Raw genomic sequence first — 12,093 nt, forward strand, 5'->3', positions numbered from 1 at the left:
GCCACCAGAAAGGTAGCCGATGCTCGATCACTTTCGCATGTTCGCCGACTATAACCGCTGGGCGAACCGCCTCGTCTATACCGCTGCTGCGGAGTTGACCGATGCCGAACTGCGGGAAAACCGCGGCGCCTTTTTCGGCTCGCTGCTTTCCACCCTCAATCATATCCTCGTTGCCGACCGCATCTGGATGAAGCGCTTCACGGGCGAAGGTGATACCCCGCCTTCGCTCGATACCACCCTGCACGACGACCTCGCCGCCCTCACCGCCGCGCGCTCAGTCGAGGACGAACGCATCATTGCCTGGATCGATAGCCTCAGCGACGCGCGCCTTGGCGCTATCCTGAGCTACAAGACGCTCACCAATCCGACGGCCGTCACGCAGAAGCTGGCACCGACGCTCGGGCACTTCTTCAACCACCAGACCCACCATCGCGGTCAGGCGCACGCGACGCTCACCGCGCTCGGGCGCCCGTCGCTGATACTGGACCTCGCCCAGTTTCTAAGAACGCAAGGGTCACAGTGGGCGTAGCGGCAAGCGCAACGCCTCGATGCCGAACAGCCGCAGTGGCCGGGCCTCACGTTCCCGCCACGCGGCGAGCGCCTTCAAGAGCTGGCGCTGGCCGAACCACACGGCAAGGCCGAGCGCGACGCCGCCAACAATCGACAGCAGCGAAAAAACAGCCGGCGGCAAGGCCGGCTGCAGTGGCAAGATCAGCAACTCCGGCACGAAGCGGTGCAGGATGTAGATGTGGAAGCCCGCCGCCGACAGGGGCAAGATGAGCTGGGCCGACCAGCGCGGCAGACTGACACGCGGAAGGTAAAGCAGCGCTGCCAGGACGCAGATCTGCAGGAGATACTTGATCTTCGTGCCGATCCAGACCCCTTCGTAGAGACCGAAGAACAGGAAGGCGCCGGTCCCAGTCAGCATCAGCAGCAGCCGCTGCCTGGCTGTTTCGGCAACGGCAGTGCACCAGCCGATTACGGCGAGATAGAAAATCCATGGCAGCGTGAAGATCTGGCGGTTGCCGATCGGCCAGACGAGCGGCAGCGCCAGCCGGGCGACAAGCGCGGCCAGCAGCAGGGTCATGCCGGCGGCAAATGGTTGTGCCGACACGAACCGCCGGAACTGCGGTATGGCAAAGAGCCCGACGAAGACGAGCATCATCTGGCAATAGGCTTCAATGAACCAGTAGAGATAGGGCACCATGCCGTGCGTCTCCGGCAGGGCCAGGCCGAAATTACCGACGAGGAAGACTGAGGCCCAGGGCACCTCACCCCAGGCGACCGCATAGGCTGCAACGATCAGGTAATAGGGGATCAGCACCTGCGCGAGCGGCCGCAAGATCGCCCAGCCGTCGCCTGCAAGCAGCGGTCCCATCTGGAACCGCGCGAGGCTGAAGCCGGCGAGGACGACCATGGCCGCCGACCCGCCGGGGATCGGCCACAGGAGCTCGTGGTGCAGGACGACCAGAAAAATGGCAAGCGCGCGGACCAAGAGGTCCGTGCCGATCCGTCGCGTGGTGGTCTCGCGCCGTTCCTGGAGCGATAGCGTGGCGATCGGCCAGGTCTCCCAGGCATCAGGAACTTGTCCGAGCGCCTTTTCCAGGCCGATCGACAGCTGAACGAATCGCAGGGAATCACCACCGAGCGAGACAAAGCTGTCGGAGCGTTTCACCCGCTTCGGATAGAAGGCCTGGGCGAAGAGTCCTTCAATACCGCCGCTGTCGTCGTCGCTGCTGGCAGCCGCCTGGCGGGCCGCCATGTTCAGCGCGTTGTAGTCGATCTTGCCGCTGGCAAACCGCGGCATCTCGGCAAGGGGCGTCGCCTTCAGATGGGCCAAAGTCAGCCCGCTTGCCTGCGCCAGGTACCGTCTGATCTCTTCGGCATCGCGGCTGCCGGCGTAAAAGGCGTGAAGGCCGGCATCGTCGCCGACGACGGCAGCGGTGATGCCGCGCGCTTCGAGCCCCGCTTCCAGCACGTCGTGCGCGATCCTGAGCCCGGCGATCTTGGAGATGCGCTTCATCCGGCCAACGATCTGGAACAAGCCGTCAGCATGGCGCATCGCAAGATCGCCGGTGCGCAGTTCGGCAAGATCGGCACCGCGGCCAAGATCGTCTCGCGATGTGGCATAGCCCATCATGACGTTCCGGCCACGGTAGACGAGCTCGCCGGCCACGCCGTCGATTTCGATCGGCGCGCCGCTCTCGTTTTCGATCAGAAGGCGTCCACCGGGAATGGCGACGCCGATCCTGTCCTCGTTGCCGGCAAGCTTAGCCGGCGGCACATAGGCGATGCGGGCGGTGGCTTCGGTCTGGCCGTACATGGCGAAGAAAGCCGACCCCTGGGTGCCGAGGTGCTCGTTATAGAGACGGATGACGTCTGGGCTCATACGGCCACCGGCAACGGCCATGAAACGCAGGTGCGGGAACCGCCGATCGCGGAAGCCCACCTTTTCCAGCAGCTCGTAGGAATAGGGTACGCCCGAAAGGTTCGTGCTGCCGCTTTCCGCCAGGCCATCGAGAAAACCGGCATCGAGGATGGAGCCGGCGGGAATATAGAGGCTGGCGCCAACGACGAGGTGAGAATTCAGCACCGACAGGCCGTAGGAATAATGAAGAGGCAGGATCAGGCAACCGCGATCTTCCGCCGTGAGGCCCAGATAGTCCGCGATCGCCACCGCGTTGGCCGAAACGTTTTCCCGAGAGAGGCGCACAGCCTTGCCGCAACCGGTGCTGCCCGAGGTCGAGAGCATGACGGCGAGTTCGTCATGGGGCGCCCTGTCGCCTTGTCGCAGATGCTCCGTGCGCCAGCGGCCATCGATGCGACGGAAGCCGAAGTCTGGCTCGAAGGCATCGACCCAGGACCCGGCCGCGCCTTTCTTCGGGGCCTGCATGGCGCCCGCATGCCCGGCCGCGAGCGCTGCCAGATAGGCGACAATCGCGTGTTCGCAAAGCTCGGCCTCGATCGTCACCAGCCCGCGCGGGCCGCGAAAGGCAAGCGCCTGGCGGGTCACCCGCTCGAGGAGTTCGCGATAGGTGACGATCCGTTGCGCGGAAAAGACCAGCGCCGGCCGATCGCCCCATTTTGCCAGATCCGCAATGAACGAGAGGGACATGCTTGACCGTCGCTGTTTGCCCGGGCTCGACGCCCGATTTAGCAGCGCCGAATATAATTGGTGACTAAAGGCGTCAAGTATAAAGATGGCGACGGTTGGCGACCATCCATTGCCCTGCGACATGCGGTTGCGAACCACCGCGGGCGGATGGAATTTAGCAACCATACCGGGCGGAAATCGCCCGCGGTCCCAAATCTTCAGACTCCCTTAAATGCGGCCTTCTCATAGTGGCGACTTATCGAGCGAGAGATCGAGACGGCAGCGGGGGCCAAGACAGAATGAACAGGCAAGTTCCAGCGCATGCCAGCCGAACGCAGGCGAGGCAGGCGGCGATCATTCTGAAGGTGGCGCATGCGATGTCGGCGCACGGCATCGCGGCCCTGCCCCGCAACTACGAGCTTTTCTACGAGGCACTGTCCGGCCGCCTGCCGCAGCTTTCCCGGGAACTCGCCGCGCTCGGAAACAATCCGCAGCAGGATGCGCTGGATGCCGTCGGCCTGAGGCATCACCTCGTCTCCCATGCAGCACTTGCCGCAGACCGGGCGAGAGCCGCCGGCCAGCAAGCGCTAGCCGAGATCGCCGAAAAGCTCAGGCTCTCCCTGTTGCAGAAGCAGAGCTTCAAGGATGAACTCGATCATTTCACCGGGCGCCTGGCCGCGGACCCCGTTGCTGGCATGTCCGAATTCGCCGACGATGCCGCGCGACTGCGGGAAGCGGCCGGCCGTTTGACCAATGAAGAAGGTGCTCTCCAGCAGGCGCTGGAAACCAGCATGACACATCTCGCCGAACTCGAAGGCGAGCTTGCCGAAAGCCGGCGATCCCTGACCCGCGACCCGGCCACAGGCCTGCCGAACCGCTTGGCGCTGACGACCAAGCTCGACTCGATCCTCGAAACGGAGCGGACGGACCAGCCGGTCGCCCTGCTTCTCGTCTCGGTGGAGGGGCTGCGCGAGGTGGCGGAGCACCACGGCGGCGCGGCTGCCGCCAAGGCGCTTGCCAAGCTCTCGGCGCTGTTTCGCAAGTCGATCAAGAAGGACGATTTCGTCGCTCGCGTTGGCCAGCAGGAGTTTGCCTTCCTGTGCCGCGATGTCAGCGCCGAAAATGCCGAGGCCATTGCCCGGCGTCTGCGACAGTCCGTGCAGGAGCTGACAGTCACCCTTCCCGGACGGGCGCACACCGCCGAGACGCTTTCGCTTGCGGCCGGTATCACACTTGCGCAACCGGCATCGACCAGCGCCGATCTGCTGTCCCAGGCGGAACAAGCCCTTACCGGCGCCCGCGATGGCGCCGGCATCCTCTGCTATTCAGCGGCCCTCGGCCGCGGCAGGCCCTACGGCCAGAGCGCCGCCTGACGATCTTGCCTCAGGCGGCGGCCGGCTGACGGCTGTCGTCGATCTCCGACGCCTTCTCGCGCAGACAGCCGAGCAGGCGAAAGAGTTCTGTGCGTTCACAATCGTCGAGCGCCGAGAACAGTTCATCGATCGTGCGATGGCGCGGCTGCAGTGCCGCCTCCAGCGCCAGCCGGCCGCGGTCGGTGATCGAGATGATCTTCGCGCGGCGGTCTTCCGGATCCGGTTCGCGCAGGACCATGCCGTCCCGCTCCAGGCCATCGATTGCTTCGGTGACGGTTCTGGCCGCAAAGCCGAGCGCAGCGGCGATATCCGCGCAGCGACAGGGGCCAAGCGTGTTCAGATAAAACAGGAATTTGCTGCGCGCGAGCGAAACGCCTTCCTCCGACATGGACGCGTTCACCAGGCGATGAACGCAGTGGTAGAGCTCGAAGAGCCGCTCGGCGACTTCGACTTTTTCTGTCATGGCAATGTACCTCATTTGGCAACGCCAAAACGAAACAACCCGGCCCCGCGTGGCGGGACCGGGTTGTTCGGTCAACCGTCTGGCGTGACTTACTGCTTGTTTTGATCGGCCTGGCCGAAAGCCTTGGCGCCGCCATTGGCGATCGCGCCGGTTGCCGTCGTGTCGACGGTTTTGTCTTCAATGCCGGCATAATAGTCGCCGCGGCTTGCGGTCGCGGTCACACCGGCGCCGGCGGAAGCCTCGGCGCGACCGGTAAAGAGCGGCGTGGAGCTCACACCCTCATAGTAGCTGCCGCCGGCAACGGCCGCAGACGCGCCGCCGAGCATGGCGGCCGCAACGAGAACTGCGGCAAAGGACTTCTTCATCGATCTGTTCCTTGGTGGAGATGTAAGGTTGGGGCTGAGCCCCTCTAGGCGCTTGGGATCGCCTCATAGGATCATCACGGTGATCCATCAAATCCCTTGAAATGGGGTGCGGGCGAAAGCCCGCGCCCCCTCATTCATCGCGGTTAGCGCGAAATGCCCTGGTAGTATTCGCCTTCGCCGCCGATCACGCTCTTCGGCGCGACGCTGAAGTTCGCGACCGAGCCGGTGTTGGTGCGATCGACATAGCCGGCTTCGGAGCTGCCGATGGTGAAGGACGACTTGCCGGTAACGGCAGGCGTGCGCTCGGTGTAGAGCGGCGTCGGGCTGACACCTTCATAATAGCTGCCGCCGGCGAAGGCAGCGGAAGCGCCACCGAGGATAGCGGTTGCAACGAGAGCGGCGGAAAGAGCGGTCTGGATTGCGGTTTTCATGGTCTTCACTCCTGGGAGGCTCGTTCGGCTGAACGAGGTTTCATCAAAATGTCCTTGGCCGGATCGATCGTCCCTCGGAACGCGGGGCCTCTGCCACTGGCGTTCGGTCGATCGAGGCGGTCAGAAGAGCGTTCCCCGCCCTTCCGTTATTGAGATGGTCCCTCACGATGAGGATGTGTAGTATCGATAGTCGGAACGCCTTGTTCAAAAATCGATAACAATGGCCTCTTGAATTCCCGGACCGCCACAGCGATGGCAACAGCACGCCGACGCCTCTTGCCTTCAAGGCCAAGTCCGGGCAAAAGGCCGCAATGATCCAGATTTCCGGCCTTTCCGCCCGCATCGCGGGACGTCTCCTCATCGAAAACGCATCCGTGACGCTTCCGGCGGGCACGAAGGCGGGGCTCGTGGGCCGAAACGGCGCTGGCAAGTCCACGCTGTTTCGCATCATAACCGGCGAATTCGCGTCGGAAGCGGGCACGATCGCGCTACCGAAGAACGCGCGCATCGGCCAGGTGGCGCAGGAAGCGCCCGGCACAGAAGAACCGCTGATCGAGATCGTGCTCAAGGCCGACAAGGAGCGCACTGCGCTGGTCGCCGAAGCCGAGACTGCGACCGATCCGCACCGGATTGCCGAGATCCAGACCCGGCTTGCCGACATCGGTGCCCACTCGGCGGAAGCGCGTGCTGCGAGCATTCTCGCCGGCCTCGGCTTCGACCACGAAGCACAGCTGCGTCCCGCCTCGTCGTTTTCCGGTGGCTGGCGGATGCGGGTGGCGCTTGCGGGCGTGCTCTTTTCCGAGCCGGATTTGCTGCTGCTCGACGAGCCGACCAACTATCTCGACCTCGAAGGCACGCTGTGGCTGGAGGATTACATCCGCCGCTATCCGCACACGGTCATCATCATCAGCCACGACCGCGACCTCTTGAACACCGCGGTCAACGCCATCGTGCATCTCGACCAGAAGAAGCTCACCTTCTATCGCGGCCCCTACGACCAGTTCGAGCGGCAGAAGGCGGAAGCCGACGAACTGCAGATGAAGGCGAAAGCCAAGAACGACGCGGCACGGAAGCACCTGCAGAGCTTCATCGACCGCTTCAAGGCCAAGGCCACCAAGGCACGCCAGGCGCAAAGCCGCGTCAAGGCGCTGGAGCGCATGGGCACGATTGCGGCCGTGATCGAAGACCATGTCCAGGGCTTCTCCTTCCCTGACCCCGAGAAGGAAGCCGCTTCGCCGATCATTGCCGTCACCGGCGGCACCGTCGGCTACGAGCCCGGCAAGCCGATCCTCAAGCGTTTGAACCTCCGGATCGATACGGACGACCGCATCGCCCTGCTCGGCTCGAACGGCAACGGCAAGTCCACTTTCGCCAAGTTCATCTCCGGCCGCCTTGCGCCGGAATCCGGCGAACTGAAGATCGCACCCAATCTCAAGGTCGGCTTCTTTGCCCAGCATCAGCTCGATGACCTGATCCCGACGCAAAGTGCTGTCGAGCATGTGCGCCGGCGTATGCCGGAAGCACCGGAAGCAAAGGTGCGCTCGCGCGTGGCGCAGATGGGGCTTGCAACGGAAAAGATGGAAACGCCCGCCAAGGATCTCTCCGGCGGCGAAAAGGCGCGGCTGCTGATGGGCCTTGCCGCCTTCGACGCGCCGAACCTGCTGATCCTCGACGAGCCGACCAACCACCTCGACATCGACAGCCGCAACGCACTGATCACCGCGCTCAACGACTATTCCGGTGCCGTGATCCTGATCTCGCACGACCGGCACCTGATCGAGGCGACGGCAGACCGGCTGTGGCTGGTGCGCGACGGTACCGTGACGAGCTATGACGGCGACCTCGAGGATTACCGCAGCCTGATCGTCGGCGGCCCCAAGGCGAAGGACGAGAAGCCGAGGCCGACGGGCGTCGACGACAGTCTTTCGAAGGCGGACCAGCGCAAGGTCAATGCCGACAAGCGTGCCTCGCTGGCGCCGCTCCGCAAGAAGATCAATGAAATCGAATCCTTGACCGGAAAGCTGGAGAAACTGATTCAGGCACTTGATGTGGAACTTGCCGATCCGGCGCTCTACGAAAAGTCGCCGGCCAAGGCTGCGCAGAAGGCCAAGGAACGCTCCGACGCGGCAGCAAAACTCGCCCACGCCGAAGAGCAATGGCTCGAGCTTTCCGCAGAATATGAAGATGCGATGGCCGGCTGATAAGCCGGCCCGGCGGTCGCCTCGCCTCCGTCAACCCAGCTCGAAGGTGGTGATTCCGTAGATCCGCGCCAGCGGTAAACCGGGATCCGGTCCACGATACATGCGCGCGGTTTCAAACACGGGCTTCAGATTGTAGCGATCGCAAAGCGCCTTGGCCGAGGCGTTCGGTTCGGGGATGTCGAGATAGACATCGCTGCCGTTGACGCCGGCGGCAAGCTTGCGAAAGACCAGATCGGCGCCGGTCTCGGTATCGGAAAACAGCGGCCCGATCTTGAATCCATTGCGGCAGGCCCGGATGGTCCCATAGGCCGCAACCGCGCCGTCGCGCAGCAACAAGACGCTGCGCCGGCCGTCGCTCGACTTCAGCCACTCGCGCAGAAAAACCTCGCGACGCGCCGGAACGAAGCGGCGATCATAGTCGACGAGGAGCGGCATGTGCACCGGCGCGACCTCCAGGAGATCCGCGCCCGGCGGCTCGACCACGTCGATGATGGCGCCGTAGCGGATGTTCGCGTGGGCGTAGGCGAAGCCGGACCGGCTATAGTTCTCCTGCTGCGCGACCACACCGTCCAGGCCGACGATGCGCCGATCGGCAGCCGAGATCGCCTGTTGCCACAGCTGCCGGCCGATGCCCCTGCCACGGTGATCCGGCCGGGTGATGTAGAAGCCGAGAAAGCCGTAATTTTCGTTGTATCGCACCAGCGAGATCGCCGCGACCGGTCCCTCTACCCCCTCCGCAACCCAATACCCCTCCGGGTCGGCCGCCCAAAAAGGCCCTGCGTCGCCGAGACCGGGGTTCCACCCCTCCTCCGCGGCCCACTCGATCATGACGTCGAGGTCGGCTCGGCTTGCCCGACGGATCTGCTGCTGCATCGTTCACTCCCCTTTCAAGCGGTGAGACCGCCCCATCGTCCGTTCGGCTGACGGGAGGGCACCGCACGTCCGCCGGTAAAGTTAGTGCGGCGGCGTTGAGAGGGAATGACAATCTGTCGATTTCGTCGACATAGATGTCTTGGTCTGGCCGGTGGGCGGCCGCTTGCTCCCGGTGCGCAATCTGCTACAAGAACCGACAATAAGTCATACAAATCGAGCGGAACACCATGGCCCCCATCAAAATTGCGCTTGTCGGCATCGGCAAGATCGTTCGCGACCAGCACCTGCCCGCGATCGCCAAGAACGGCGACTATCAGCTGATTGCCGCCGCGAGCCGGCATGGGACGGTCGATGGCATCGACAATTTCAAGTCGATCGAGGCGATGCTCCAAGCTGTGCCTGCGATCGAAGCCGTGTCGCTCTGCATGCCGCCGCAATATCGCTACGAGGCGGCGCGCGTCGCACTCGACGCCGGCAAGCACGTTTTCCTGGAAAAGCCGCCGGGCGCCACACTCAGCGAAGTGGCGGACCTCGAGGCGCTGGCCGCATCGAAGGGGTTGTCGCTGTTTGCAAGCTGGCACTCTCGCTACGCGCCGGCCGTGGAAGCGGCAAAGTCCTTCCTGGCAAGCACGACGATCAAGGATGTCCAGGTCATCTGGAAGGAAGACGTGCGCCACTGGCATCCGAACCAGGAATGGATCTGGGCGGCCGGGGGCCTCGGGATTTTCGATCCGGGCATCAACGCATTGTCGATCGTCACCCACATCCTGCCGCGCCCGCTGTTCGTAACCTCGGCTGTGCTCGAATTCCCCGAGAATCGCGATGCGCCGATCGCCGCCAGCATCACCTTCACCGACGGCCAAAAGCTGCCGGTCACAGCGGAATTCGACTGGCGCCAGACCGGCAAGCAGAGCTGGGACATTGTGGCTCGCACGGCGGGTGGCGAGATGGTGCTGTCGGAGGGCGGCGCCAAGCTCTCCATCGACGGCAAGCTCGTGCATGAGGAACCGGAGCAGGAATATCCGATGCTCTACCGGCGCTTCGCCGAGATCGTCAAAGCCGGGAAATCCGACGTCGACCTGGCGCCGCTTCGCCACGTCGCCGATGCCTTCATGCTCGGCAAGCGCAAGTTCGTCGAGGCCTTCCACGACTGATCTTCCGGACAGGCCGGAAACAAAAAGCCCGCGGTCTCGGCCGCGGGCTTTTTGGTGACGTTTGTAAACTCAGGCCTTCTTTTCCCAGCGGCCGTCGCGGTTCTGCTGCCAATAGGTCAAGGTGTGCCCCTCGCCCTTCAGCCGCTTCCAATGACCGCGGGCGCCTTCGAGCTGCTCCTGGTCGTAGCCGTCAAACATGAAGACGATGCGCTCATAGGCTGAAACATCAGGCGGGCTTGCGCCATCGATGACGAAGCGCACCGTCGCCGCATTGGCGTTGCCGTCGTCGGCGACGAGCAACACCGGCTGGTCCGCCGCAAAGTCCCCGGCGTCGGTGCCATGCGGCAGGAAGCTCTCGTCGCGATAGACCCAGAGATGCGTGTCGAGCGCGTCGCGCCGCTCGGCATCGATCGTCTGCACGACCACCCGCCAGCCACGCTCGACACTCTTGTCGAGCAATGGCGGCAGCGCGTCTTCCAGCTTCGATTCCGTCAGGTGATAGAAGAGGATCTCGGTCATGCCGACTTCTTCCCGCCTTGTGTCACGTCCGGCATTGGCGATCAGGCCTCGTAGCTCGCCCGCACCAGTTCATCAAGCAGCCGCACGCCGAAGCCCGAGCCCCAGGACTGGTTGACCTCGTCGGTCGGCGCGCCCATGGCGGTTCCGGCGATGTCGAGGTGCGCCCAGGGGGTATCCTTGACGAAACGCTTGAGGAACTGCGCCGCGGTCACCGCGCCGCCATGGCGGCCGCCGGTGTTCTTCATGTCGGCGAACTTGCTGTCGATCATCTTGTCGTATTCCCGGCCGAGCGGCATGCGCCACAGGGGCTCGTGCGTCGCGATACCGGCGGCTAGAAGCTGCCCCGCTAGGCGGTCATCGTTGGAGAACAGGCCGGCATGATGTGTCGCGAGCGCCACCATGATGGCGCCGGTCAGCGTTGCAAGGTCGATGATCGCCTGCGGCTTGAAGCGATCGTTGCAGTACCAGAGCGCATCGCAAAGCACGAGACGGCCCTCGGCGTCGGTATTGATCACCTCGATCGTCTGGCCGGACATGGAGGTCACGATATCGCCAGGGCGTTGGGCGCTGCCGTCGGGCATGTTTTCCACAAGGCCGATGATGCCGATGGCGTTGACCTTGGCTTCACGGGCGGCGAGCACGTGCATGAGGCCGGTGACGGCTGCGGCCCCCCCCATGTCGCCCTTCATCTCCTCCATGCCGGCTGCCGGCTTGATCGAGATGCCGCCGCTGTCGAAGACGACGCCCTTGCCGACGAAGGCGAGCGGACGATCCTTCGACTTGCCGCCCTTCCACTGCATGATGACGAGGCGCGGCGGGCGGCTCGACCCTTGTGCGACGCCGAGCAGCGCGCCCATGCCGAGCTTCTTCATTTCCTTTTCGGTGAGGATCTCCACCTCGACGCCGAGCTTTTCCAACTCCTTCGCCTTGGCGGCAAACTCGACCGGGCCGAGCACGTTTGCCGGCTCATTTACCAGGTCGCGGGCGATAAACACGCCTTCGGCAACGGCCTGCGCCGCCGTGAACGCCTTTTTCGCCGCGATGACCGTGCCGGTGACGATCGTCACCTTGGTCGGCTTGCCGGACGACTTCGCGTCGTCGTCGGCCTTCTTGGTCTTGTAGCTGTCGAAGGCGTAGGCATTCATTTCCATGCCGAGCGCGAAGTCGGCGGCCGCCTTGCCGGTCACGTTGACGTCGTCCGCGTCGATGAAGACCGTCACCTTGTCGACCGAACCGAGCTTCGCTGCAACGCTACCGCCGGCCTTCAGCCAGTCATGGTCCGTCAGCGCATCCGCGTCTCCAAGACCGAGCACGACGATTCGATCGGCGGGCGAGCCATGCGGCGCGACGATGTCGAGGGTGGAGAACGCCTTGCCGGTAAACTTCTTGATCTTCGCCGCCTTCGCCACCACGTTCTCGGGGTCGGCGACATCGGCGCCGGCAGCCGCCGACGCGCCCGCGGTCTTCAGCAGAACGGCGACGCCGCCGCTCGGCTTGTGGGACTTGGCAAAGGTGAACTCAAACTTCATCGACATTGAAAACTCCGGGTATTTCCTGTCTGGACGCAACCCTTTGGATCGAATGGATCTTTCCGAGGGATCGAGCGTCAGCCCAAGGGGA

11 protein-coding genes are annotated in these 12,093 nt (G+C 63.9%); 4 read left to right on the forward strand and 7 right to left on the reverse strand.

Translation table 11 applies throughout. From position 1 onward, the window contains the following. Nucleotides 1-19 precede the first annotated feature (19 nt). On the forward strand, nucleotides 20-529 hold the full coding sequence (locus tag JVX98_RS16145; protein ID WP_205239179.1) for a DinB family protein: 510 nt from the start codon (nucleotides 20-22) through the stop codon (nucleotides 527-529). Here JVX98_RS16145 and JVX98_RS16150 read toward each other — a convergent pair. Further along, a complete protein-coding gene (locus JVX98_RS16150) occupies nucleotides 515-3,115 on the reverse strand; it encodes an AMP-binding protein (protein ID WP_205239180.1) in 2,601 nt (866 codons plus the stop codon). The two genes, JVX98_RS16145 and JVX98_RS16150, sit on opposite strands and share 15 nt — an antisense overlap. 278 nt (nucleotides 3,116-3,393) lie before the next feature. On the opposite strand from JVX98_RS16150, the gene JVX98_RS16155 reads away from it, so the two are divergent. Beyond that, entirely contained in the window at nucleotides 3,394-4,467 is a 1,074-nt protein-coding gene (locus tag JVX98_RS16155) for a diguanylate cyclase domain-containing protein (protein WP_205239181.1), read from the forward strand. Nucleotides 4,468-4,477: 10 nt separating this feature from the next. Here JVX98_RS16155 and JVX98_RS16160 read toward each other — a convergent pair whose 3' ends face one another. The 3 genes from JVX98_RS16160 to JVX98_RS16170 all read right to left on the reverse strand — a co-directional run bounded on the left by JVX98_RS16160 (nucleotide 4,478) and on the right by JVX98_RS16170 (nucleotide 5,726). Further along, complete coding sequence (locus tag JVX98_RS16160; RefSeq protein ID WP_205239182.1) at nucleotides 4,478-4,930, reverse strand: MarR family winged helix-turn-helix transcriptional regulator; 453 nt, start codon at nucleotides 4,928-4,930, stop codon at nucleotides 4,478-4,480. Nucleotides 4,931-5,019: 89 nt separating this feature from the next. After that, the gene (locus JVX98_RS16165; RefSeq protein ID WP_205239549.1) at nucleotides 5,020-5,295 is read right to left on the reverse strand and encodes a hypothetical protein; all 276 of its coding nucleotides are present in this window, start codon (nucleotides 5,293-5,295) and stop codon (nucleotides 5,020-5,022) included. Nucleotides 5,296-5,438: 143 nt separating this feature from the next. After that, a complete protein-coding gene (locus JVX98_RS16170) occupies nucleotides 5,439-5,726 on the reverse strand; it encodes a hypothetical protein (RefSeq protein ID WP_034803904.1) in 288 nt (95 codons plus the stop codon). A 311-nt stretch (nucleotides 5,727-6,037) separates the two neighbouring features. Between JVX98_RS16170 and JVX98_RS16175 the strand changes: the two genes are divergently transcribed. Further along, complete coding sequence (locus tag JVX98_RS16175) at nucleotides 6,038-7,927, forward strand: ABC-F family ATP-binding cassette domain-containing protein (RefSeq protein ID WP_205239183.1); 1,890 nt, start codon at nucleotides 6,038-6,040, stop codon at nucleotides 7,925-7,927. 30 nt (nucleotides 7,928-7,957) lie between these two features. On the opposite strand, the gene JVX98_RS16180 is transcribed toward JVX98_RS16175, so the two are convergent. After that, nucleotides 7,958-8,800 carry a GNAT family N-acetyltransferase gene (locus JVX98_RS16180; protein ID WP_205239184.1) on the reverse strand — a complete coding sequence of 281 codons (843 nt, stop codon included), beginning with the start codon at nucleotides 8,798-8,800 and terminating at the stop codon, nucleotides 7,958-7,960. A 227-nt stretch (nucleotides 8,801-9,027) separates the two neighbouring features. Here JVX98_RS16180 and JVX98_RS16185 point away from each other — a divergent pair, with 227 nt between their 5' ends. Beyond that, nucleotides 9,028-9,954 (forward strand): Gfo/Idh/MocA family protein, encoded by a 927-nt coding sequence (locus JVX98_RS16185; protein ID WP_205239185.1) that lies wholly within the window; start codon nucleotides 9,028-9,030, stop codon nucleotides 9,952-9,954. A 69-nt stretch (nucleotides 9,955-10,023) separates the two neighbouring features. Here the strand turns inward: JVX98_RS16185 and JVX98_RS16190 are convergent, their stop codons facing one another. Next, on the reverse strand, nucleotides 10,024-10,473 hold the full coding sequence (locus JVX98_RS16190) for a DNA polymerase III subunit chi (protein WP_205239186.1): 450 nt from the start codon (nucleotides 10,471-10,473) through the stop codon (nucleotides 10,024-10,026). Between the two features lie 41 nt (nucleotides 10,474-10,514). Next, nucleotides 10,515-12,008, reverse strand: a complete 1,494-nt coding sequence (locus tag JVX98_RS16195) for a leucyl aminopeptidase (protein WP_205239187.1) — start codon at nucleotides 12,006-12,008, stop codon at nucleotides 10,515-10,517. Nucleotides 12,009-12,093 lie beyond the last annotated feature (85 nt).

It is taken from the genome of Ensifer sp. PDNC004, from assembly GCF_016919405.1.
Classification (GTDB): Bacteria; Pseudomonadota; Alphaproteobacteria; order Rhizobiales; family Rhizobiaceae; genus Ensifer.